General features: G+C 30.4%; 28 protein-coding genes. 24 read left to right on the top strand and 4 right to left on the bottom strand.

Translation table 11 applies throughout. The annotated features are described in order from the left end of the window. Window positions 1–4: 4 nt before the first annotated feature. Window positions 5–763: a response regulator transcription factor gene (locus ACH5BF_RS12690; RefSeq protein WP_423274622.1), complete on the bottom strand. Its 759-nt coding sequence runs from the start codon at window positions 761–763 to the stop codon at window positions 5–7. After that, on the bottom strand, window positions 764–2059 hold the full coding sequence (locus ACH5BF_RS12685) for a sensor histidine kinase (protein ID WP_423274621.1): 1296 nt from the start codon (window positions 2057–2059) through the stop codon (window positions 764–766). A gap of 135 nt (window positions 2060–2194) precedes the next feature. Between ACH5BF_RS12685 and ACH5BF_RS12680 the strand changes: the two genes are divergently transcribed. From ACH5BF_RS12680 to ACH5BF_RS12580, 21 genes are all read left to right on the top strand, one after another. After that, a complete protein-coding gene (locus tag ACH5BF_RS12680; protein ID WP_423274620.1) occupies window positions 2195–2443 on the top strand; it encodes a phenol hydroxylase subunit in 249 nt (82 codons plus the stop codon). Window positions 2444–2456: 13 nt separating this feature from the next. Further along, on the top strand, window positions 2457–3452 hold the full coding sequence (locus ACH5BF_RS12675; protein WP_423274619.1) for an aromatic/alkene monooxygenase hydroxylase subunit beta: 996 nt from the start codon (window positions 2457–2459) through the stop codon (window positions 3450–3452). A 12-nt stretch (window positions 3453–3464) separates the two neighbouring features. Then, a complete protein-coding gene (locus ACH5BF_RS12670; RefSeq protein WP_423274618.1) occupies window positions 3465–3734 on the top strand; it encodes an MmoB/DmpM family protein in 270 nt (89 codons plus the stop codon). An 11-nt stretch (window positions 3735–3745) separates the two neighbouring features. Further along, window positions 3746–5266, top strand: a complete 1521-nt coding sequence (locus ACH5BF_RS12665; RefSeq protein WP_423274617.1) for an aromatic/alkene/methane monooxygenase hydroxylase/oxygenase subunit alpha — start codon at window positions 3746–3748, stop codon at window positions 5264–5266. Further along, window positions 5266–5628, top strand: coding sequence for a phenol hydroxylase subunit P4 (locus tag ACH5BF_RS12660; protein ID WP_423274616.1), 363 nt, complete (start codon window positions 5266–5268; stop codon window positions 5626–5628). The genes ACH5BF_RS12665 and ACH5BF_RS12660 overlap by 1 nt, the downstream gene beginning before the upstream one ends. Continuing rightward, window positions 5625–6683: an NADH:ubiquinone reductase (Na(+)-transporting) subunit F gene (locus tag ACH5BF_RS12655; RefSeq protein WP_423274615.1), complete on the top strand. Its 1059-nt coding sequence runs from the start codon at window positions 5625–5627 to the stop codon at window positions 6681–6683. Before ACH5BF_RS12660 ends, ACH5BF_RS12655 begins: the two co-directional genes overlap by 4 nt. Window positions 6684–6842: 159 nt before the next feature. Next, entirely contained in the window at window positions 6843–7175 is a 333-nt protein-coding gene (locus tag ACH5BF_RS12650) for a 2Fe-2S iron-sulfur cluster-binding protein (protein WP_423274614.1), read from the top strand. An 18-nt stretch (window positions 7176–7193) separates the two neighbouring features. Next, entirely contained in the window at window positions 7194–8144 is a 951-nt protein-coding gene (locus tag ACH5BF_RS12645) for a catechol 2,3-dioxygenase (RefSeq protein ID WP_423274613.1), read from the top strand. Between the two features lie 8 nt (window positions 8145–8152). Then, window positions 8153–8581, top strand: a complete 429-nt coding sequence (locus tag ACH5BF_RS12640) for a GlcG/HbpS family heme-binding protein (RefSeq protein WP_423274612.1) — start codon at window positions 8153–8155, stop codon at window positions 8579–8581. Continuing rightward, the gene (locus ACH5BF_RS12635; RefSeq protein WP_423274611.1) at window positions 8574–10031 is read left to right on the top strand and encodes a 2-hydroxymuconic semialdehyde dehydrogenase; all 1458 of its coding nucleotides are present in this window, start codon (window positions 8574–8576) and stop codon (window positions 10029–10031) included. Before ACH5BF_RS12640 ends, ACH5BF_RS12635 begins: the two co-directional genes overlap by 8 nt. Window positions 10032–10040: 9 nt before the next feature. Continuing rightward, entirely contained in the window at window positions 10041–10835 is a 795-nt protein-coding gene (locus ACH5BF_RS12630; protein WP_423274610.1) for a fumarylacetoacetate hydrolase family protein, read from the top strand. 9 nt (window positions 10836–10844) lie between these two features. Continuing rightward, complete coding sequence (locus ACH5BF_RS12625; protein ID WP_423274609.1) at window positions 10845–11789, top strand: acetaldehyde dehydrogenase (acetylating); 945 nt, start codon at window positions 10845–10847, stop codon at window positions 11787–11789. Window position 11790: 1 nt separating this feature from the next. Next, window positions 11791–12819, top strand: a complete 1029-nt coding sequence (gene dmpG, locus ACH5BF_RS12620) for a 4-hydroxy-2-oxovalerate aldolase (RefSeq protein ID WP_423274608.1) — start codon at window positions 11791–11793, stop codon at window positions 12817–12819. Further along, a complete protein-coding gene (dmpH, locus tag ACH5BF_RS12615) occupies window positions 12819–13607 on the top strand; it encodes a 2-oxo-3-hexenedioate decarboxylase (RefSeq protein ID WP_423274607.1) in 789 nt (262 codons plus the stop codon). Before dmpG ends, dmpH begins: the two co-directional genes overlap by 1 nt. A 125-nt stretch (window positions 13608–13732) precedes the next feature. Then, window positions 13733–13924: a 2-hydroxymuconate tautomerase gene (thmT, locus tag ACH5BF_RS12610; protein ID WP_423274606.1), complete on the top strand. Its 192-nt coding sequence runs from the start codon at window positions 13733–13735 to the stop codon at window positions 13922–13924. 1 nt (window position 13925) lies between these two features. Then, a complete protein-coding gene (locus ACH5BF_RS12605; protein ID WP_423274605.1) occupies window positions 13926–14933 on the top strand; it encodes an MsnO8 family LLM class oxidoreductase in 1008 nt (335 codons plus the stop codon). 2 nt (window positions 14934–14935) lie between these two features. Then, on the top strand, window positions 14936–15754 hold the full coding sequence (locus ACH5BF_RS12600; protein ID WP_423274604.1) for an alpha/beta fold hydrolase: 819 nt from the start codon (window positions 14936–14938) through the stop codon (window positions 15752–15754). Between the two features lie 11 nt (window positions 15755–15765). Then, a complete protein-coding gene (locus ACH5BF_RS12595) occupies window positions 15766–16704 on the top strand; it encodes a ketopantoate reductase family protein (RefSeq protein WP_423274603.1) in 939 nt (312 codons plus the stop codon). Between the two features lie 346 nt (window positions 16705–17050). After that, window positions 17051–18217, top strand: a complete 1167-nt coding sequence (locus ACH5BF_RS12590; RefSeq protein ID WP_423274602.1) for an OprD family outer membrane porin — start codon at window positions 17051–17053, stop codon at window positions 18215–18217. Between the two features lie 89 nt (window positions 18218–18306). Continuing rightward, a complete protein-coding gene (locus ACH5BF_RS12585) occupies window positions 18307–19203 on the top strand; it encodes a DMT family transporter (protein WP_423274601.1) in 897 nt (298 codons plus the stop codon). After that, window positions 19196–20485 (top strand): tellurium resistance protein TerC, encoded by a 1290-nt coding sequence (locus ACH5BF_RS12580; RefSeq protein WP_423274600.1) that lies wholly within the window; start codon window positions 19196–19198, stop codon window positions 20483–20485. The genes ACH5BF_RS12585 and ACH5BF_RS12580 overlap by 8 nt, the downstream gene beginning before the upstream one ends. A 253-nt stretch (window positions 20486–20738) precedes the next feature. Here ACH5BF_RS12580 and ACH5BF_RS12575 read toward each other — a convergent pair whose 3' ends face one another. Together ACH5BF_RS12575 and ACH5BF_RS12570 are read right to left on the bottom strand one after the other, a co-directional pair. Continuing rightward, entirely contained in the window at window positions 20739–21329 is a 591-nt protein-coding gene (locus ACH5BF_RS12575) for an NlpC/P60 family protein (RefSeq protein WP_423274599.1), read from the bottom strand. 56 nt (window positions 21330–21385) lie between these two features. After that, complete coding sequence (locus tag ACH5BF_RS12570; protein ID WP_423274598.1) at window positions 21386–21901, bottom strand: NlpC/P60 family protein; 516 nt, start codon at window positions 21899–21901, stop codon at window positions 21386–21388. 111 nt (window positions 21902–22012) lie between these two features. Between ACH5BF_RS12570 and ACH5BF_RS12565 the strand changes: the two genes are divergently transcribed. Genes ACH5BF_RS12565 through ACH5BF_RS12555 form a run of 3 tightly spaced genes read left to right on the top strand, consistent with a single transcriptional unit; the run spans window position 22013 to window position 24449 of the window. After that, complete coding sequence (locus ACH5BF_RS12565) at window positions 22013–22579, top strand: hypothetical protein (protein ID WP_423274597.1); 567 nt, start codon at window positions 22013–22015, stop codon at window positions 22577–22579. Further along, window positions 22580–23719 (top strand): MFS transporter, encoded by a 1140-nt coding sequence (locus tag ACH5BF_RS12560; protein ID WP_423274596.1) that lies wholly within the window; start codon window positions 22580–22582, stop codon window positions 23717–23719. It abuts the gene before it with no gap. A gap of 13 nt (window positions 23720–23732) precedes the next feature. Further along, on the top strand, window positions 23733–24449 hold the full coding sequence (locus ACH5BF_RS12555) for an SIMPL domain-containing protein (protein WP_423274595.1): 717 nt from the start codon (window positions 23733–23735) through the stop codon (window positions 24447–24449). Window positions 24450–24454 lie beyond the last annotated feature (5 nt).

Below are 24454 nucleotides of genomic sequence, written 5' to 3'. Positions count from 1 at the left end.
AGTTTTAGAAAAGCTCTATTTTATAACCTGAGTTGTTTTGATTTACTATTAAGTCTTTATGTATTTTATTTCTAAGTCTAAATAAAACAGATCTAAATGCAGCATATCCAGCAGGTTCATCTTGCCAAATTGCATACTCCATTTGTTCTTGTGATACAAATTGTCCTGCACTTTTACATAAAAGATTGATAATCTCTTTTTCTTTTGCAGTTAGTTTTATAGGCTCATCACCATAATATAAAGTTTTAGTCTCTTTATCATAAAGATAACCATATTTTAGCTGTATTGTTCTATGGTTTTGCTCTTTATTTAAAGATAATTGATGCTCTAAAGTTTTATTTATATTTTCAACTGCATCAAGCTTTTTAATTTTTTCATTATCCTCTTTTGCTTTGCTAAGGGCTACTTCAATTGCTGCATGAAGACTTTGTTTTTTATATGGTTTGATTATATATCCATAAGCAAAAGTCTCAGAAGCTTCTTTAATAGTTTTAATCTCTGAATTTGCAGTAAGAAATACTACGGGTACTTCTGGAATTGAGTTTTTTAACTCTTTTGCAAGTTCTATTCCTGTTGTTGGACCTTTTAGGTAAATATCCATTAAAATTAAATCAGGTTTAGCACCTTTTTCTAATAAAGCTAAAGTTTTACATCTATTAGGTGCAACTCCACAAACTTTATATCCTAATTCAAAAAGTGTTTCTTTTAGATTTAGTGCAATAATTGATTCATCTTCTACTATTAAAATCTCTACTTTACTCATTTACTCCCCTTCATCCTTAGAAAAAATTATATTACACTCTAAGCCGTTATTATTCTTAAACTCTATAGTTCCATCAAGTTGATCTTCAATGATTGAGTGAATAAGTTGCATTCCAATTGAATCACTTTTGTATAGAGAGTCTATATCTTCAAGTCCATCTCCATTATCTCTGATTTTGACATGAATTTGTTCATCTTCTTTTTTCATATGAATACAAAGAAGGTTTTCTCTATCTTCTTTAAATGCGTATTTTAAAGAGTTTACGCAAAGTTCATGTAAAACCATTCCCATTTGAATACATCTATTTGTAGAAAAACTTAGATTGTCAATATGTAAATCAACATTTAATGTTGTATTTTGAGAGATATATAACTCTTTTATATCATCAACTAATTTTTTAATATAGTTTTTTAGATTTATATATGCAAGGTTTTCCCCTAGATATAAAAACTCATGAACTAATGCCATAGTATGAATTCTACTTCTACTTTGTTGCAGAATATAAATCATATCTCTATCTTTCGTTCGTCGCTCTTGCATATTAAGTAGTGATGAGATTATCTCCATATTGTTTTTTACTCTATGGTGTATTTCTTTTAGTAAGATATCTTTCTCTTCAACTGACTTTTGCAGTTCTTGATTCATTTTTGTGATTTTTGTTCTATACTCTTGTCTTTGAGTCATGTCCCTTGCAAAAGCACAAATATACTCATGTCCATTATGTGTAAAGCCATGCCCTGATACTTCTACTGGAAAAATAGTGCCATCTTTTCTAATTTGAGTTGTTTCTAATCTCCAATCTTTATGATGGTAAATATTATGCATACACTCTTTTGCAGTTTGCCTATCAAAATTTGGATCCATATCTTCTAAATACATATGATTTAAGAACTCATCTTTACTTCTTCCAATCATTTTACAAGCAGCTTCATTTACATAAATAAACTTTGCATCTAATGTAAACCAATAAATTGCATCAATTGAGTTATTTAAAGCAAACTCATAAGGAACAAGTCTCTCTTTATCTTTATCTTTTAATTCTTTATATGATTTCTCTATTCTTGATACTACTTTTTGCATATGATTTAACATAATAAATAGAATAATTCCTGTAGTAATCAAAAATAAAATACCAAAAGTTAAAGGTCCTTCTTTACTTAGTGAGTGGTATTTTGAAAACTCACTTACAAGTCTATCAATAAACAAAATACCAATTGCACCAATTGCTATATAAGTTACTGAAAACTTTGTAGGAATAGATTTATTATTTAATATATAGTTCTTAACTCTTCCCATTTTTCGCTCTTATTTGTAAATTTGAAAAATTATATCATAAATAAAAAAATTCAATAATAACTGCGATAATTTTGCGATTTTTTTCCATTAAGATTCAAATTGAATTAAAAATTCATAATTGAAAAGGTTGGTGTTATGGCTAGTGAATCACCGTTTAAAAGAAAATATGTACATGTTACTGATATTAAACCAAACGATTTAGTTGAGTTTGATTTTTCTATTGGTGATCCATGTATGTATGTTGAACTTGCATTGCCAAAAAAGCAATTCGATGAGTTTTGTAAGAGAAATGCTGTTAAGCATTTAACTAAAGAACAAGAAATTGATGTGGAAAACGACAAACATAAGTGGCAGTATGGTGTTGTTGGAACACTAAGTAAATAAAGGAGTGAAGAATATGTCTTTAGATATTAAAAGTATTGAGATTAAACCAAAAAGAGAAACATTTGGTCATGTGGAAAGAAGAATTGGTGAAGGTAAGATGGCTTCAAGATATGAAGAAGCAACTTATGATATTCAACCAGTTGAAAATTTTCATTATAGACCATATGCAAATCCAAAGTATGAGTTATATGATAAAGAGAAAACAGAAATAAAGATGGAAGATTGGTATAAGTTTTTAGATCCAAGACAATATCACTACTCTTCTTATGTAATGGCAAGAGCAAAACAACAAGAAGTTGCTGAACAAAATTTTGTTTTTGTTGAGAAAAGAGATATGTTAGCAGTAATGCCAGAAGATGTAAAACAAGAGATTTTAAACTATGTTTTACCACTTAGACATTATGAGTGGGGAGCAAATATGAATAACCTTCAATTATGTTCAGAAGGTTATGGTGCTGCACTTACAAATGCATATATGTTCCATGCTGAAGATAGATTAGGTAATGCTCAATATCTTACAAGAATTGGATTATTACTTGGTGAAAATGAACCTTCAATTTTAGATAGTGCAAAAGATAGATGGTTAAATGATGAGTCATTACAACCACTTAGAAAAGCTATGGAAGATAGTTTTGTACTTGAAGATTGGTTTGAATTGCATATTGCTCAAAATGTAATATTTGATGGATTTATTCATCCTTTAGTATTTAATAAATATGAACAAGAATTAAATCAAAGAGGTGGAACTGCTCAAACTATGATGACAGAGTTTATTACATCATGGAATGAAGAGTGTGAAAGATGGCTTGATATGACAATAAAAATTGCAATACAAGAGTCACAAGAAAATAAAGAGCTTATAAATCAATGGTGTGCGAAGTATATAGATATTGCTTATGATGCAACACTTGCTATTGCTAAAAACCTAGTTTCAAATCCTGAAGAGACTGTAAATAGTATTAAAGATGAGTTAGTAGTAAAATTAAATAAAAATGGTTTAAACCTATAGGAGAGAAGATAAATGTCAAAGGTATTTTTAGCACTTCAAGCAGTAGATGAAACAAGAGCTATTATTGAAGCAATCAAAGAAGATAATGAAAATGTTGAGGTTGAGCCTCAACCTGCAATGATGAAAATTTCAGCAGAAAAAAAGATGGTTATCAATGCTCAAACAGTATCAGATAAACTAGGTAGAGACTGGGATCCACAAGAGTTACAATTAGTATTAATTTCACTTGCTGGAAATGTTGATGAAGATTATGATCACTTTACAATTTATTGGGATAATTAGGAGAAGATATTATGACTATGAGTACACAAAAAAGAAAAAAACGTCTAAATATGAAGGACAAATATAAGTATATGACGAGACTTGGTTGGGAAACTACATATCAAGATATGGATGATGTTTTTCCTGAAGATAAGTTTGAAGGTATAAAAATTCATGATTGGGAAGCTTGGGAAGATCCATTTAGAATGACAATGGATGCTTACTGGAAATACCAAGGTGAAAAAGATAAAAAACTATATGCAATCATTGATGCTTTTGCTCAAAATAATGGACAAAAAAATATCACAGATGCAAGATATGTATCTGCATTAAAGCTATTTTTAACAGGGGTTTCTCCTTTAGAATACCAAGCTCATAGAGGTTTTGCAAACATTGCAAGAGCTTTTAGAGGTGATGGTCCAAGAGTTGCATGTCAAATGCAAGCAATTGATGAGTTAAGACACGTTCAAACACAAATTCATACATTAAGTCACTATAACAAATACTTTAATGGTTTTTCTGAGTGGGCACATTGGCATGATAAAGTATGGTACTTATCAGTTCCAAAATCATTCTTTGATGATGCAAGAGCAGCAGGACCTTTTGAGTTTATTATTGCTATTGGATTCTCTTTTGAGTATGTATTAACAAATCTTTTATTTGTACCATTTATGAGTGGTGCAGCATTTAATGGAGATATGGCAACAGTAACATTTGGTTTCTCAGCTCAAAGTGATGAGGCAAGACATATGACTTTAGGTTTACAAGCTATTAAGTTCTTATTAGAGCAAGATCCAGCAAATGTTCCTATTGTTCAAAAGTGGATTGATAAGTGGACTTGGAGAGGATATAAAGTTTTAGGACTAGTATCTGCAATGATGGATTATATGTTACCTGAATCACCTCAATCATGGAAAGAAGCTTGGGAGTTATACTTTGAGCAAAATACAGTTGCATTATTTAAAGACTTAGAAAGATATGGAATAACAGTTCCAGATTGTGCAGCAACAATAAAAGCTGAAAAAGAGCATATTTCTCATCAAGTTTGGATGACATTATATACTCATAACGCAGCAGCTCCTTTCCATACTTGGATTCCAGATGAGAAAAAGATGGACTGGTTAAGCCAAAAGTATCCAGAAACTTTTGATAAATACTATAGACCAGTATATGAACATTGGGATAAGTTGGAAAAAGAGGGTAAAAGATACTATTCTGAAATGCTTCCTCAGTTATGTCAAACTTGTCAATTACCAATGTTAGCAACAGAAGTTGAAAAGGGTGAGCCAACACAAATTGCATATAGAGATACTATGTACAATGGTGAGAGATTCCATTTCTGTTCAGATCATTGTAAAGATATCTTTGAAAATGAACCTGAGAAATATGTTCAATCATGGTTACCAGTTCATCAAATTTTCCAAGGAAACTGTGGTGGTGCTACACTTCCAGAAGTTCTTAAATGGTATAAAGTTGAGTTTGGACAAGACAATCTTGATTATGTAGGTTCTCAAGATGAAAAAATGTGGAAAGAATGGAAAGGAGAAGCATAATGGCAATTCAAGCAAAAGGTGAATATCCAGTAATTATGATGGATAGTGTAGATAAGTTTCATGGTAATCAACTTGTATATGTAGGTTGGGATAAACATAAGTTAATAAACTCAGCAATGGCTTTCCCTTTGCCACCACAAATGCCTTTTAAGGCATTAGTGCATGAAGTAATGCCAGGTTGTTATAAAGACCATCCAGATTTTGAAAAAGTAGTTTGGGATGATTCTGTTATTTGGAGATTAAACGGTGAAGAGTTTACTCCTGATTTTGAGAAATCACTTGAAGATAATGGAATAGACCATAAATCATTAGTAAGATTTGAAACACCAAATCTTACAGGAATTAACGGAGTAGGAATGTGAGTTATCAAGTAGAAATAGAACCAACAGGAGATATAGTAGAAGTTCAAGATGGTCAAACTATTCTTGATGCTGCTTTAAGACAGGGAGTATATATTCCTCATGCGTGTTCTCATGGTTTATGTGGTACTTGTAAGATAGAAGTTTTAGAAGGTGAGGTTGACTATGGTGCAGCCTCTCCTTTTGCCCTTATGGATATGGAAAAAGATGAGGGAAAATGTCTTGCTTGTACTGCTACACTAATGGAAGATTGTGTAATTGAAGCTGATGTTGATGAAGATCCAGATGCTAAATCAATTCCAGTAAAAGATTTTATGGGAACAGTTGTTGAGGTGAAAGATTTAACACCTAGAATCAAAGGTATTTATATAGAATTAGATGAAGAGATTGATTTTCAAGCAGGGCAATATGTACAGTATCATGTACCAGGCTTTGATGAACCAAGAGCATTTTCTTTATGTAACTCTTCAAATGATAAAAAAATTGTAGAGTTAAATGTCTCTTTAGTTCCAGATGGAGAAGCAACTCCTTGGATTCATAAAAATGTAAAAGTTGGTGCTAGAAGGAAAATATCAGGGCCATATGGAAGATTCTTTGTAAGAGAATCTGCAAATAAACCTATGATTTTCTTTGCAGGAGGTTCTGGTCTTTCAAGTCCAAAATCTATGATTTTAGAGCAACTTGAGAATGGAAGCAAACAAGAAATAACACTTTTCCATGGAGCTAGAAATGAAGAAGAATTATATTATGCTGATTTATTTAGAGATTTAGAACAAAAGTATGAGAACTTTACTTATGTACCTGTTTTATCTGATGAAGATACTCCTTCATGGGAAGGAAGAAAAGGTTTTGTAAATGATGCTGCAAAAGAAGTTTTTGAAAATGACTTTTCAGGCAAAAAAGCTTATCTTTGTGGTCCTCCACCTATGATAGATGCTTGTATTACAACACTTATGAGAGGAAGACTTTTTGAAAAAGATATTTATACTGAAAAGTTTTTCTCAAAAGCTGATTTAAATGCTGAAAATCAGCGTTCACCACTATTTAAATCTATCTAATTTTTTACCTTGAAGGCCTGCAAATGCGGGCCTTTTTTTATTTTTAAAAGTTTTTTAAAAAAAGCGATTTTCTGCGATTTTTCTGCGAATTTTTTCAAGTATAGTTCAAATAGTAAAAATACAAATAACAAGTTGTTTGTATGTTACAAAGGATTAACAATGAATGGTTCAATATTTCAATTAAAAATGCTTGGACTTGATAATAGTGTAAATGCAAATAGAACAGAACACATTTTAAACTCAATGGCAAAAGGTGGAATAGAGATTGCACCAAATGGTTGTCATGGTGGAGGATGTGGTGTTTGTAAAATTAAAATTTTAAAAGGTGATGTAGAAACTTCACATATGAGTGAAAAACACATTACTCAAACTGAGAGAGAACAAGGTTATGTTTTAGCATGTAGAGCTTACCCTCAAACAGATATAGATTTTGAGTTTATTGGAAAAGTGAAATGCAAAAAAACAGAAGACAAAAAATTTGGACTAGTTTAATTTAAAAAAGGAGTTAGTATGGATCAAGGGATTATGAGAATTGGACATATTCATATCAAAGTAATTGATATGGATGAAGCTTTAAGACACTATACGAAAGTAATGGATTTAAGAGTTACTCATACAGATGAGAAAGGAAATGTTTATCTTAAATGTTGGGATGAATGGGATAAGTACTCATTAGTATTAACACCTGCAAATGAAGCAGGATTTATTAATATTGCTTACAAAGTAGTTAATGATTCTGATTTAGATGTATTAAAACAAAAAATCTTAGATTATGGAATTGAAGTTCAAGATGTAAAAGAGGGTGAAGAACTTTTCTGTGGAAGAGGAATTAAGTTTAATTTACCATCAGGACATGAAATGTTCCTATTTGCTCAAAAAGAGTTTGTTGGAAAAGATGTTGGTACTGAAAATCCAGATCCATGGCCAGATGGTCTTACAGGAGTTGGAGCTCATTGGTTAGACCACGCTTTATTAATGTGTGAGTTAAATCCTGAAAAAGGAATTAATAAAGTTGCTGAGAATACTAAGTTTTGTGTAGATGTATTAAGTTTTAAATTAACAGAACAAGTAGTTGTAGGGCCTAATAGAGATATTCAAGCTGCAACTTGGCTTGCAAGAAGTACTACACCACATGATTTAGCGTTTGTTGGAGGTCCTGAAATGGGATTACACCATTTTGCTTTCTTCTTAGATGATTGGGGAGATATTTTAAAAGCAGCAGACATTATGTCTAAAAATAATGTAAAAGTAGATGTTACACCACAAAGACATGGTATCACAAGAGGAAATACTATTTATTTCTTTGACCCATCTGGAAATAGAAATGAAACATTTGCAGGTTTAGGATATTTGGTTCAACCTGATATGCCACCTATTACATGGTATGAAGAAAGCTTATGGAAAGGGATTTTCTATCATACGAACCAACCAGTTGAATCATTTACAAATGTATATACATAGGATTTATTATGTTAACTAAAGTATCAAAAGATTTAACAAGTAAAACAGCTTTAAAACTTTGTGAATTGAGTGTACAAAAAGCAGAAGAGTTAAAAATAAAAATAAATGTAAGTGTAACTGATTCAAAAGGACTAGAACTTGCATTTATAAGAATGGATGATTCATTTATCCATTCAAGTCAAATAGCAAAAGACAAAGCTTATACTAGTGCAAGTTTTGGGTTTGACTCAAATACTTGGACTGAAATTTTTAAAAATGAACCTCATTTAGAACAAGGCTTTTCTAATAGAGCAAGGTTAATACCTTTTGGTGGTGGTCTTACTATCTTTGAAGATAAAGAAAAAGTAGGAGCTATAGGAGTTTCAGGTGGAACAGAACAAGAAGATATTATTTGTGCAAAATATGCAATAGAAAGATTAGGATTAAATAATGAATAAAGTACAACACTATATTAATGGACAGTTTTTAGATTCAGCTTGTGGGGAGTTTTTTGACAATATTAACCCAATGAATGGACAACTTCTATCAAAAGTAGCTCTTGGAAGAGAAGAAGAAGTAAACGCAGCAGTTGCAGCAGCAAAAGCAGCTTTAACTGGTGAATGGGGGCAAATGAAGTTAAATGATAGAATTGCCATGATGTATGAAATTGCAAATGAGATTGATAGAAGATTTGATGATTTTTTAGAAGCTGAGTGTTTAGATACAGGTAAGCCATACTCAATTGCAAGACATATTGATATTCCAAGAGGAGCTGCAAACTTCAAAGTATTTGCAGATACTATGAAATCTTATGCAGATGAGGCATATAGAGCAGATACTCCTGATGGTAGAAAAATGCTTAATTACTCAATGAGAAAACCAAAAGGAGTTATTGGAGTTATTTCTCCATGGAATCTACCTTTACTTCTTATGACTTGGAAAGTAGGTCCTGCAATGGCTTGTGGAAACACAGTAGTAGTTAAACCTTCTCAAGTAACTCCAACAACAACTTCTTTACTAGGTGAAGTAATGTCTAAAGTAGGTGTTCCTTCTGGTGCATATAATGTTGTTCAAGGTAAAGGTTCAATAACAGGAAATTTACTAACAGCTCATAAAGACGTAGATGCATTAACATTTACAGGAGAGACTAAAACTGGTGAAATGATTATGAAAGCTTGCTCACAAGGAGTAAGGGATGTATCTTTAGAGTTAGGTGGTAAAAACCCTGCAATTATTTTTGCTGATTGTGATATGGATAAGGCAATCCATGAAACAACAAGATCATGTTTTGCTAACTCTGGACAAGTGTGTCTTGGAACGGAAAGAGTTTATGTTCAAAGACCAATCTTTGATGAGTTTGTATCAAGATTAAAAGAATCAGCTTCAAAATTAAAACTTGGAATTCATAATGACGAGTCAGTTGATATGGGACCAGTTGTAAGTGCTGCTCATAGAGATAAGGTATTAGAGTTTTATGATATAGCTAAAAAAGAGGGTGCAAATGTAATTTTAGGTGGAGGTGCTCCTAAAATGGACGGTGAATTAGCAAATGGATTCTTTGTTGAGCCTACTATTTGGACTGGACTTTCTGAAGATGCAACTGTTGTAAAACAAGAAGTATTTGGACCTTGTTGTCATATTGCACCTTTTGATACAGAGGAAGAAGTAATCAAAATGGCAAATGATACTGATTATGGATTAGCATCTACAGTATTTACTGAAAATTTAGATAAAGCCCATAGAGTAGCTTCTCAAATTGATTCTGGAATTGTTTGGATTAACTCATGGTTCTTAAGAGATTTAAGAACACCATTTGGTGGTATGAAAGGTTCAGGTATTGGTAGAGAAGGTGGTCATCACTCTTTAGAATTCTATACTGAACTTAAAAATGTATGTATAAAGATGTAAGGATTTTTTATGGCAATGACACAAGAAAAAATTGAAAAATATGGAAAAGAGTTATATGAAGCTTTAAAGGGTAATTACTCAATTGAACCAATCTCAAACAGAGAACCTGATTCAACAATTGAAGATGCATATGCAATTCAACATCATTTTTTAAAATTAAGAATGGAAAATGATGGAAGTAAAATCATTGGTAAAAAGATTGGTGTTACTTCAAAAGTTGTAATGGACATGTTAGGTGTTCATCAGCCTGATTTTGGTTACCTTTTATCAGATATGATTTATTCAGACGGTGATGTGATTGATGTGACTAATGGAATGATTCAACCAAAAGCAGAGGGTGAAATAGCTTTTGTTTTAAAAGAAGATTTATGTGGTCCTGGAGTTACTGCTGCTGATGTTATAAAAGCTACTAAATTTGTAATGCCTTGTTTTGAAATAGTTGATTCTAGAATTGATAATTGGAAAATCAAAATCCAAGATACAGTAGCAGATAACGCTTCATGCGGATATATGGTATTTGGAGGTCAGAGTGTATCTCCTTTAGATGTTGATTTAACAACTTGTGGGATAACTTTAGAGAGAAATGGTGAGTTATTACATACAGGAGCAGGAGCTGCTGCACTTGGAAGTCCTGTAAATGCAGTAGTTTGGCTTGCAAATAAACTTGGAGAATTTGGTGTGTCACTAAAAGCAGGTGAGGTTATCTTATCAGGAGCTTTATGTGCAATGGTTGATATTAAACCAGGTGATAATATGACTGCTAGTATTGGTGGAATAGGTTCTGCCTCAATTAGATTTGAATAAGGTGTAAAAATGGCTAAAAAAATCAATTGTGCATTAATTGGGTCTGGAAATATTGGAACAGACCTAATGTATAAACTAAAAAGAAGTGAAGTTTTAAATCCATTATGGATGGTAGGAATTGATCCTGAGTCTGATGGTTTAATAAGAGCGCAAAAAGACGGAATGAAAATCACAGCAGATGGTGTTGATGGTTTACTTCCTTTTATTGAAGAGGATGAAGTAAAGATTGCATTTGATGCAACTTCTGCTTATGTTCATGGTGAGAATAATAGAAAACTTGCAGAAAAAGGTGTAAAAGTTATTGACTTAACTCCTGCTGCAATTGGACCATTTTGTGTACCTTCTGTAAATATGGAAGAGTTGTTAGAGCAAGATACTCAAAATGTAAATATGGTTACTTGTGGTGGTCAGGCAACTATTCCTATGATTGCAGCTGTATCGAAAGTTCAAGAAGTAGAGTATGCTGAGATTGTAGCAACTGCAGCTTCTAAATCAGCAGGACCAGGAACTAGAGCAAATATTGATGAGTTTACAGAAACTACAAAGCTTGGAATTGAGCAAGTTGGTGGGGCTAAAAAAGGTAAGGCTATTATTATTTTAAATCCTGCTGAGCCACCACTTATGATGAGAGATACTATTCACTGTTTAACTACAGAAGAGCCAGATCCAGAAGCTATTACAAAATCGATTCATGAAATGGTTGAAACTATGCAGAAGTTTATTCCTGGATATGTATTAAAAAATGGACCAGTTTTTGATGGTAAAAAAATCTCTATTTGGTTAGAGATTGAAGGACTAGGTGATTATTTACCTAAATATGCAGGTAACTTAGACATTATTACAGCAGCAGCAACAAATATTGCTGAGCAAATGGGTCAAAAAATAAATATTGCTAATACAGTTATTGCAAATGAAATGACAAGTGATGCTTCAAGCACACAAGAGGAGTTATAAGATGGATTTACAAGGTAAAAAAATCAAAATTCATGATATGTCTTTAAGAGATGGAATGCACTCAATTAGGCATCAATTTTCACTTGAAGAGATGACAAATATGTCAAAAGCTATGGATCAAGCAGGTGTTCCTTTAATTGAAGTTACACATGGTGATGGTCTTGGTGGTTCATCACTTAACTATGGTTGGGGAAGACATACAGATGAAGAGTGGTTAGATGCTGTTGTTCCTCATATGACTCAAGCGAAAATTTCTGCTCTTTTACTGCCAGGAATTGGAATTGTAAAAGATTTAGAGAGAGCTGTTGATCATGGTATTTCTATGGTTAGAGTTGCAACTCATTGTACGGAAGCTGATTGTTCTGCACAACATATTAAAGCTGCTTCTAAAATGGGAATTGAAACTGTTGGATTCTTAATGATGGCTCATATGGTTGATGAGAAAAGATTAGTTGAGGAAGCTAGAAAGATGGTTTCTTATGGTGCTACAACTATTTATGCAACTGACTCAGCTGGATATTTACTTCCTGATATGGTTAGTTCTAGAATAAAAGCTCTTAAAGCAGAGTTTGGTGATGAAATTGAGCTTGGATTCCACGGACATAATAACTTATCAATGGGTGTTTCAAACTCACTTGCAGCAATTGAAGCAGGAGCTACTAGAATTGATGCATCACTAGCAGGTTTTGGAGCAGGTTCTGGAAATACTGCAACGGAAGTTTTAGTAGCTGTTTGTAATAGAATGGGTGTTGATACGGGTATTAACTTAGAAGCTATTGAGGATGCTGCTGAGGATATTGCACTTCCTATTATGGGGAAACCTACAAGAATTTCTAGAGACTCTATTACTTTAGGATATGCAGGGGTTTATTCGTCATTTTTACTATTTGCAAGAAGAGCCGAAGAAAAGTATGGAATAGATGCTAGAACTTTACTTGTAGAGTTAGGTAAAAGAGGAATGATTGGTGGTCAAGAAGATATGATTGATGATTGTGCTATGGAATTAGCGAAAGCAAAAGGGTTATTATAATGGCATTAGATAAAGCTACAATAGAAAAACTTGCAAAGCATTGTGAAGATGCTGAATTACAAGCATATGAGATTACTAAAATCACTGATGATTATCCGGAAATGACATATGAAGATGCATATGATATTCAATGGACTGCAAGAGCTGCAAAAGAGGCTAGAGGTCATAAGATTGTTGGTATGAAAATGGGATTAACATCTCAAGCTAAAATGAAACAAATGGGTGTTGAAAATCCTTGTTATGGATATTTAGCTGATTACTTCGCATATGGAGATGGGGCACAAATTCCTTTTGATGAGTTAGTTCATCCAAAAGTTGAAGCTGAGATTGCATTTGTATTAAAAGATGATCTTCAAGGTCCTGGATGTCATATTGGTGATGTTTTAGCTGCTACTGATTTTGTAATGCCTGCTGTTGAGATTATTGATTCAAGATATAAGGATTTTAAATTTGATTTAAAATCTGTAATTGCTGATAACTCATCATCATCTAGATATGTATCAGGTGGTAGAGCTAGAAAAGTTGAAGATATAGACTTAAAAACACTTGGTGTAGTAATGGAAATAAATGGTGAAGTTGTACAACTTGGAGCAGGAGCTGCTGTTCTTGGACATCCAGCAACTGCTATTGCTATGCTTGCTAATATGCTAAGTGAAAGAGGTGAAAAATTAAAAGCAGGTGAGTATATATTAAGTGGAGCAATTACAGCTGCTACTACTGTTAATAAAGGTGATAATGTAACTGTTAAGTTCCAAGATCTTGGAACTTTAACTATGAAATTTGTATAGAAAATAAGAGCAACTCGTTGCTCTCTTTAGGGTTTGTTTCTTTAGGTAAAATTTACTTTTACCGATAAAAGAAATTAAAAATGAAATGGTCCCTTTTTTGATGGGACATTAAAAAAGGAACTGTTATGCCAATTGCACAGATTAATATTATTGAGGGTAGAACTGATGAGCAAAAAGAGAAGCTTATAGAAAAAGTTACCCAAGCAATTCATGAAGCTATAGATGCACCAAAACAAAATGTTAGGGTAATCTTAAATGAAATGCCAAAACAACACTTTGGAATAGGTGGAGAAAGTGTAAAAAAGATGGGGCGATAAAGTGTTAAAGTTAAGTGTATTAGATCAATCTCCTATTCATGATGGAAAAGAAGCAAAACAAGGATTATTTGATACTATTGAGTTAGCTAAACTTTGCGAAGAATTAGGTTATGATAGATATTTATTAGCAGAACATCATGATACACCAGGATATGCTTCTTGTGCTCCTGAGATTATGATTGGGGCAGTAGCTTCTAATACTTCAAAAATTAGAGTAGGTAGTGGTGGAGTTATGCTTAATCATTACAGCTCTTTTAAAGTAGCTGAGACATTTAATACACTTACTGCTTTATACAATAATAGAATTGATTTAGGAATAGGGCGAGCTAGTGGTGGAAGTTTTTTAGCTACTAGAGCCTTACACTCAAATCAAAGTGATTATTCTAATAAAGCATATGAACTTATAAACTACCTTGATAAAGCAGCTCCTTTAAACTCTCCTTTTAAGGAACTTGGTTTATCTCCTATTCAAGAAAATAGTACACCAGTATATTTGCTTGGTTCTAGCAATTCTAGCTCTTCTTTAGCCGGTGTTTTAGGTGCAGGTTTTATTTTAGCACTATTTATTGGAACACATGAAAGATCACCTTCTATAATTCAAGAGTATAAAAAGAGTTTTAATAAAAGCCTTAATTTTAAAGAACCAAAAGCAAGTATTGCTGTTGCTTGTATAGTTGCAAATGATAAAGAAGAAGCAAGATATATTGCAAGTACTCATACTTATTGGAAGTTACAAGCTTTTAGACATCCATTAAGAGATGATTTACAAAGCCCACAAAAAGTTCAAGAGTTAATAAAAGAGTTGAGTTGGGAAGATAAAAAATATTATGAAGAAACAATGAATAGCATGATATTAGGAAATGCAAAAGAGTGTAAAGAACAAATAGAGCAGTTAGCTTTGGAATATGAAGTTGATGAGGTAATTGTTGTGAATGTGACTTATTCTTTTGAACATAGAAAAAGGTCATACGAACTTTTAGCAAAAGAGTTTAATTTAAATAAGGAGTAAAAATGTCAAATCCAGAAATAGCAAAAAGTATAAAAACAGGAAGTTTTAACACAAATTATCATGATTTAGGTGAGGGGGAACCAGTAATTTTCATGCATGGTTCAGGACCAGGAGTTTCTGCATATGCAAACTGGAGATTAGCTATGCCAGAAATTTCTAAAAAGTTTAGAGTGATTGCCCCTGATATGGTTGGTTTTGGTTATAGTGATAGACCAGAAAGTATCACATATAGTATGGATGTATGGGTACAACAAATTATAGATTTAATGGATGCTTTAAATATAGAAAAAGCTCATCTTGTAGGTAATTCTTTTGGGGGAGGATTAGCTTTATGTTTAGCTATAAAATACCCTCAAAGATTTGATAAAATTGTTTTAATGGGTGCAATGGGAGTTGAATTTGAAATCACAGCAGGGCTTGACCAAGCTTGGGGATATACACCAAGTATAGAGAATATGAAAGTATTATTAGATACTTTTGCATATAGTAGAGAACTTGTAACTGATGATTTAGCAAAAATGAGATATGAAGCAAGTATTAGACCAGGGTTTCAAGAATCTTTTGGTTCAATGTTCCCCCAACCAAGACAAAATAGTGTAAAAGCAATGGCAAGTGATGAAGAAGATATTAAAGAAATAAAAAATGATGTATTGATTATTCATGGAAGAGATGATAAAGTTATTCCTTTTGAAAACTCAATTAGATTGCATAGTTTAATCAACAAATCACAACTTCACAGTTTTGGTGAGTGTGGACATTGGAGTCAAATTGAACATAAAGATAGATTTAATAAATTACTAGAAGACTTCTTTCTAGAATAAAGGATAAGTGTATGAACTTTTTAATTTTAGGTACAGGTGGAATAGGAGCATTTTACGGAGCTAGATTATTAAGTTCATTAAATAATGTAACATTTGTTGCAAGAGGGGCTCATTTAGAAGCTATAAAGAAAAATGGTTTAAAAGTGAGTCATCCTGAGTTTTCTTTTTTAGAAAATGTAAATATTTCTGAGTTAAAAGATATCGATTTTTCTTCTTTAAATATCGATATAATAATTCTTACTACAAAATCAAATACTACAAGAACAATAGCCAAACAACTTTTAGAGAAAATAGAGCCTTTAAATAATATACCTTATATTTTATCTTTACAGAATGGTGTTGAAAATGAAAAGATTTTATGTGAATATTTTCCAAGTGATAAAATATTAGGAGCTCTAACAAGAAAAATAGGTGCTCATATTATTGAATTAGGAGTTATTGAAGCAACAGGAAAAGTAGAAACTTTAATTGGTTCAATAAGTAAAACAAAACAGAACACTAAATTTCTAAATGAACTAAATAAAACTATAAATAAGGCAGATATTTTATGCGAAGTTGTAGATGATATAAATAAAGAGTTATGGAAAAAGCTTATTATAAATAATGGAGTAAATGCCATATGTGCTTTATTGGAGATTAAAACAGGTGTTTTAATGAACAATGAAAAGCTTTCTTCTTTAGTTTATGGTTTGATGAAGGAAACACAAAGTGCTGCAAAAGCTGCAAATGTTTTTATAAATGATGATGAATTAAATCAAATGTATGAGCTTATCAAAAACTTTGACTCAATTAAACCATCTATGTTAGTAGATAGGGAATTTAAAAGAGAACTTGAAATTGATGAGATATGTAATGTTGTAATAAAACATAATGAAAAACAAAATATTGATAGTGCATATACTAAATCTATCTCCTATTTATTAGATTTTGTGTATAGAAAAGAAAAATAGGCTTATTTGCGATAAATCTGCGATTTCTTTTCTGTATTATTATTTTTGAAATAGGTGCAAATGATAAAAGAGATATATTTGAAATTGTAGCACCTATATTTTTGCTTTTAAACTTATTATGCTTTCTGCTTTATCTTTACACAACTTCAAAGCGCTTCGTTTCTCCTTTCATTATAAAAAATGATTTAGACATAAATACGGCATTTTATATGCCGTATCCCCTTTTTTATTTCTCAAAAGTGCGATAATTTTGCGATTTTATTTAATTAGAATCATTCTTGTAGAGTACCAATTATATTGCGCGTGTATGGTAGTCTAAACAATTTCGAAATCTTGGAGAGATAAAATGAAAAAAATTACAAAATTAAGTATGGCTGCATGTTTACTACTTACTAGTTCTGTTTTTGCAGATACTTTAGAAGAGGCATTTTCTAATTCAAAAATTAAAGGTGAAATCAAAGCACAATACTTTGATAAACAAAGCCCAGCAGATGGTAAAAACGATAATATTTTTGTAACAGGTGGAAATATAAATATCGTAACAGGTTCTTTTTATGGTTTACATGCAGGAGTAACATTTCAAGCTTCTCATGTAGTAGATAGATCAATTGAAGGAACAAATGATTTTGCTTCTACTATGGATGCTTCAGGTGCTGTAATGTCTGAGTCATACTTAGCATACACTTTAAATAATACAACATTAAAGGTTGGTAGACAATATATTTCAACTCCGTTAGTTGCAGGGTCTGGTTCTAGAATGATTAAAGAGTCTTTTGAAGGTGTTACTTTAACAAATACTGATTTAACTGATACAACTGTAGTTGCTGGATATGTAAGCAAATTCCAAGGAAGAACTGATGGTAGTGAAAAACCAGGTGAGTTTGATAAGTATGAGGATGGAGCATATACTTTATATGTAAAAAATAACTCTATAGAAAACTTAACACTACAAGGTCAATATTTAGATGTAGATGGGGCTACTGCAAATACTGATAAAAATGCATTATATGTAGACGGTGTTTATGATGCAAAGATTGCAAAAGTTTCACTACAAGTAATTGACTCTAAAAATGAGAGTAATGCAAAATCAGATGGTAGATTATATGGTGCTAAAATTAGTGGAAATATAGGAATGGTTAATTTAACTGGATTATATACAAGTACTACTGATGATGGAGATGTATTTGTAGGTGCTGGAAATGGTGCTGATTCAGGTTATACAGCATTACCAGTTCATGGTGGAAGTGTAACATATAAAGCAAATACAGATACAATGGTTGCAGTTGCAGCTACACAATTAGCAGGTGCTACAGTTGTTGCATATATAGGTCAAGTAAAATCACCTGATGATAATAACTTAGGTGGTTCAGATAAGATTGATGCATATGGTGGATTTGTTCAGTATGCCTTTAATAAAAACTTTTCAACAAAAGTTATGTATGAAAATGCTTCATTTAGCGATACTCTAAAAGATTCAAATGCATTAAGAGTGTACACTTCATATAAATTCTAGTAAATTACTTTAGTATAAAAGCTATTTTTAAGGGTTCAAGTATATACTTGAACCCTTTTTTAATTTAAATTTTTTCAAAAGAAGTTATTATGCAGTATTATTTTTTATTAGTTTTAGCAGTACTTTTTTGGTCTGGAAACTTTGTTTTTGGTAGATTAGTTTCTTCAAGTATAGAACCAACTGAGTTATCTTTTTATAGATGGTTTTTTGTCTTAGTATTACTTTTACCTTATATTTTTATCAATATAAAAAGGCTTTTTAAAGCTTTGAGTAAAGATTTTTTGATTTTACTTTTATTAGGTGCTTTTGGAGTAGCAGGTTTTAACACTTTTTTATATTACGGATTACAAACAACAACCGCAATAAATGCCTTATTAATTAATTCAGCTATTCCTATTATGATAGTAGTTTTATCTGGAATTATTTTAAAGACAAGTATTAAATTTATTCAGGTCTTAGGGATTATAATCTCAACTATTGGAGTTATATATCTTATTTTAAAAGGTGAGTATCAAACTTTACAAACTTTAGAGTTTTCAAGGGGTGATTTATGGATACTATTAGCAGGTTTTGTTTGGTCTGTATACTCTATATGTTTAAAGTTTATGCCAAAAGATATCAAAGCATTTGATTTTTTAGCTATTACTACTTTTATAGGAACACTTATTTTAGCAGTAGTATTTTTCTATCAAGGTTATACTTTTAGTATTGATTTTGTAGATAATAGTTCAGTTTTTTACTCATTAATTTATATGGTTATATTTCCATCAATTCTGTCTTTTTATTTTTGGAATATTTCAACTGTGCAAGTAGGAGCAAATAAAGCAGGGCAGTTTGCCCATCTAATGCCAATATTTGGTGCAGTATTAGCATATATATTTTTAAAAGAGAAGTTAGAATTATATCATCTAGTAGGAGTTCTTTTAATAGGTTTAGGAATTTATCTATCAATATTTTATGTAAAAAAGAGTTCAAAAAATGGCTAATCTTTCAACTTTATCAGGTTTTTTGATATTTTCATCTTTTATTGTAACTTTTATTGCATACTTTTTTAATAATTCATTATTGATAATTGCAAGTGGTTTTGCTTGGGGTGCATTGATTCTTTCTTACTTTTCATTGAAAAGTAGAAAAGTTTTAAATATACTATTTTTTCTAAGTTTAATAGCCTTTTCATTCTCTTTTTATAGAGGTTTTACAATTGATTTTGTAAAAGTGTTTAGTGTAAATCAATACTTATTAACACTTTTAATTGGAGTTGGTTTTTTAAGACTAATAGCAACACCTAAAAAAGATAAAAGTATAAATCTTCCAAAAGGTAAAAGTTCATTTCTAAAAACTTATTTAGGAGTACATCTTTTTGGTTCAGTTATAAATTTATCTTCATTAATTTTGGTTGCAGATAAATTACATAAAAAAGCAAAGCTAACAAAAGTACAAATAGTATTGCTTACTAGAGCTTTTTCAAGTGATGCTTATTGGTCACCATTTTTTGTAGCTTTTGCAGCTGCTATTACTTATGCCCCAAATTTAAATACAACAGTTATTCTAGCAAATGGATTAGTTTTAGCATTTATTGCATTTTTAATTACATATTATGATGTGACAAGAGATAAGAGTTTTAATATTGAGGAATTCAGAGGTTATCCTGTTGCTTTTAGTACTTTGACACTTCCTTTTTTCTTGGCATTTTTAGTACTTTTAGCAAATCACTATTTCCCAAATATTAAAGTGATAGTTTTAATTGCCTTATTTTCATTTGTTTTAACTCTTATTGTTTTACCAATAAAAAAAGGATTAAAAAACTCTTCTATAAAACTTTTAAATCATATTAATGATGAGTTACCAAAAATGAAAGTGGAGCTTTCACTTTTTTTAATTGCAGGTATGTTTGGTATATCTATAAGTTCAATACTTTTAGGTTTGCAACTTCCTCTACCTTTTGAAGAGTTTGATTGGATAGTAGCTTCAATACTTTTAGCAATTTTTATTGTCTTAGCTTTTGTAGGAATTCATCCTATTATTACTATTGCTATTATTGGAGATTTTTTAAGTAGTGCAAATCATACACTTTTAGCGGTAACATTTTTATTAGCTTGGGCAACGACAGTTTCAACTTCACCTTTTAGTGGATTAAATCTAACAATGGTAGCAAGATATGATTTAAGTGCGAAGGATATTTTTAAAGCCAATATTTTATATGCTCTAAAAATGTACATTGTAGGGGTGATTTGTCTATTTATTTTATCAAATTTCATAAAGTTGTAATAAAATCATACAATTATCATATTGTTTCATTAAAATTACAGTATTAAAGAGGTAGATGCATTTCTCATTTGTATCCTTTCTGCTTCCTAAATTATAAATTTAAGTGCATTTGCCTCATTAACTTACCTAATTACAAAAAGCCCTAGTAAATATTACTCTTCAAGTCTCATATCAGAATTAAAATCTAAGAGTAATAAGTAAAAATAAACTCATTTCTCCTAAACATAATTTAAGTTTTTAGGGCTTTTTTGTATTATAAATCCTCTATAACTCTTCTTGATGTCCAATAAGTCTTTCTATAAAAAGCTTTATCTATTTTTGTAAATTTCACACCTTTTATTGAAGCATGCATAAATTTTCCATCACCCATATAAACACCTACATGTCTATCTGTTCTCCCTGTTTTAAAAAATACCAAATCACCTATTTTAAGTTCAGATTTTTTTATCTTTTCCCCAATTTTAACTTGAGTTCTTGTACTTCTTGGAATTTTGATATTAAATTTTTCTTTAAATATTCTTTGAGTAAAGGCTGAACAATCAATACCTTTTTTAGAGTTTCCTCCAAATTTATATTTTACATGTTTCCATTCATCATAAAATTCCATTAATGCATCTTTTATGATTTCATCATTATTTACTGATAAATCTTCTTTAGGTTCATTTGTATATGATTTTGTTTGGTATGTTAACTCTTTTGTATCTACTGGTTTGATATTTTTTAAAGCTACTATTTGAGCGTCTATGTTTTCTTGTGAAGTTTCTTTGTAAGCTATTGTTTTAGTACTATTACATGCACTAAAAAAAAGTGTGATTAATATTAAAAATGATAAGTTTCTTATCACATTTACTCCTATAAAAATTAAATTAATCTTAAATTATACCCTTTTTTTTCTTAGTGTTAAAATAAAACTCTTTTTGCTTTCCAGTAATGTTTTTTATAATATGAGTTATTTAAAGAAGAAATAATTACTCCTTTTTTTGTTGAAGCATGCATAAATCTTCCATTATCTAAGTATATTCCCACATGTCTTGAATCCCAACCTGTTTTAAAGAATACTAAATCCCCAAGTCTAAGAGAAGTTTTTTCTATATACTTCCCCACTTTATGTTGAGACTTTGTTGTTCTAGGAAGTTTTAGATTAAAACTATTTTTATATGCTTTTTGAACAAAAGCAGAACAATCAATTCCTCTTTTTGAATTACCACCCCATTTATATCTAACACCTCTCCATTGTTGATAGAACTCTTTTAGTTGAGTATTTGTTTGAAGTAGTGTATTTTCTAGGGAAGCACTAGGGAAAGGAAGAGAATCTAGCTCTTTATAGCTACTTACAAATTTGTCATAACTATTTTTATTAGAGCATCCTGTTATAAAAATTAATGATATAAAAATAAATGCAATTGATTTTATCATGAATAAATATTTTCCTAAACATATAATTAAATTATATTATATCAAAAATAATATGATAAGAATTAATTATCCCAAAAATGGTATAATGCATTTTTAATAGAAGGATTAATTATGAGAACACTACTATTTAGTTTTATAAGTCTTCTTTTTCTTACTGCTTGTTCACCTGTTAAATATACAAACTCTTTTGACACTTTAGAATTACAGACTCAAAAAGAACAATCTACTCTTGGATTTTGTACAAGAGATTCATATATAAAAACTATTGATGATAGTAAATATAAAAAACTATTTGTTGAATATATTTCTTTAAACAATACATGTAATTGGAGTGGACTTCCTAGAGGATATTTTGTTTATCAGTTTAAAAAGCATTTTAAAATAACTAGTATGAAAAAGATTCAAAGTTATGATTATGATAATTATGAGTTTACAACTTATTTAATTGATGAAAAATACTACATTGATTTGATTTATAAGTTTAACTCTTCTGAAGATATGTTTATTTTAGATTACAATGGTTTATATTTCCAAAAATTATTAAGACAATACAATAACTCTTATGTTAATGAAAATATTAATAAACAAAGATTTGATAAAGATTATTTCAAGAGTCTAGTAACTATGGATATTGTTGAAAACTATTTTGAAAAAATAGATTTAAAAAGTGAGTTTTAGGTGAAGAAATTAGATTTATTTATTGTTATTTATTGCATAGTAATTGTGCTTTCAGTTATGTATGCAACTCAACCACTTCAACCTTTACTTGCAGATGAATTTAATATATCAGTAATAAAAGCTTCGCAGTTTACAGCTGTAATTATGCTTTTTTTAGCAATATCACCTATTGTATATGGATATATTTTAGAAAAAGTTTGTGCTAAAAAAATGTTGATGTATTCATCTTTTATTTTACTTGTGACTAATATCTTTTTAGGATTGAGTACAAATTATGAGACATTTTTATTTTTTAGATTTTGTGAAGCTTTAGTTGTACCTGCTATTTTAACAGCTCTTATGAGTATTTTAGCGAATATTGATAAAGAAAATATCAAATACAATATGGCTATATATGTTGCTGCAACTGTTTTTGGTGGAATGATTGGAAGAATCTTTTCTGGTGCTATTGCTACAAGTTTTTCTTATGAATATGTTTTCTATTCTTTATCTCTAGCAATTTTTATTTCACTATTTTTTATTAAAAAGTTAAAGTATGAAGGTGAAGCAACTTTGTCAAAACCTAAGGTAAGTGATATTACAAATATTTTAAAAGATAAAAGATTTGTAGTGGTTTACTTATTGATGTTTTGTGTATTTTTTGTTTTTGCAGGAGTATTAAATGTTCTTCCATTTAGAGTAAAAGATATAAGTAGCTCAATAAATGAGTTTCAAATTAGTCTTTTATACTTAGGATATGGAATGGGGATTTTAGTTTCATTACTTTCAAAAAAGATAGTTAAGATTTTTAAAACTGAACTAAATACAATTCTTGTTGGATTACTTATTTTTATTGCGGTTAATTTTTTCTTGACAAGTACAAATGTACTGTTTTTATTTGTAATGCTATTTATATTCTGTATAGGAATGTTTACAGTTCATACAATGAGTACAGGTCTTGCAAACTCTATGAAAGGGGAACAAAAATCACTAACATCAGGAATGTATCTTACTTTCTACTATTTAGGTGGAGCAATGGGGTCTTTTTTACCTTCAATAATTTATGAGCATTTAGGATGGAATATAATGGTTTATAGTTTTATTTTCATTATATTTTTAATGCTTATTTTAGTTTATAGAAATAAAAAGTTATTTGATTAAAAGGATACTAAATATGTCAAATATAAGCAGTAAGTCAATTTATATTTTAGGTATATCAATTTTTTTAGGTTTAAGTTCATTGGGCTATTTTTTTGTTGAAGGTATAAAAACTTATAAGCAGTTTGACAGAACTGTTACAGTAAAAGGATTATCTCAAAAAGAGTTCAATGCCGATATTGTTTTATGGCCTATAAAGTTTACTGTTGCAAGTAATGAATTAAATGATTTAAATAAGCAAATTGAAACAAATACAAAAATTATTACTGAATTTTTAGAAAAAAATGGGATTATAAAAGATGAGTGGACAATCCCATCAGCATCAATAAATGATAAATTAGCAAATAGTTACTCAAATGAAAATGTAAGGTTTAGATATAGTGCAAATCAAACAATAAATGTTTATTCTAAAAATGTTGATTTAGTTAGAAGTGCGATTCTAAATATCTCATCTTTGAATAAAAAAGGTATTTTATTTAGAACAAATGATTATGATTCAAAAGCTCAATACTTTTTTACAAAGTTAAATGAAGTAAAACCTATTATGATTGAGGAAGCTACTAGAAAAGCAAGAGAAGTTGCTATGAAGTTTGCTAAAGATTCAAACAGTAAATTAGGAAAAATCAAAAATGCAAGACAAGGTCAGTTTTCTATTTCAAGTAGAGATCAAAATACACAACACATAAAAAGAGTTAGAGTTGTGTCAACGGTTGAGTATTATTTAGATGATTAAGAGGA

This window comes from Arcobacter pernae (assembly GCF_049472135.1).
Taxonomy (GTDB): domain Bacteria; phylum Campylobacterota; class Campylobacteria; order Campylobacterales; family Arcobacteraceae; genus Arcobacter_B.
The sequence above is the reverse complement of the archived record's forward strand: the minus strand, read 5'-3'. Positions and strand labels throughout refer to the sequence as shown.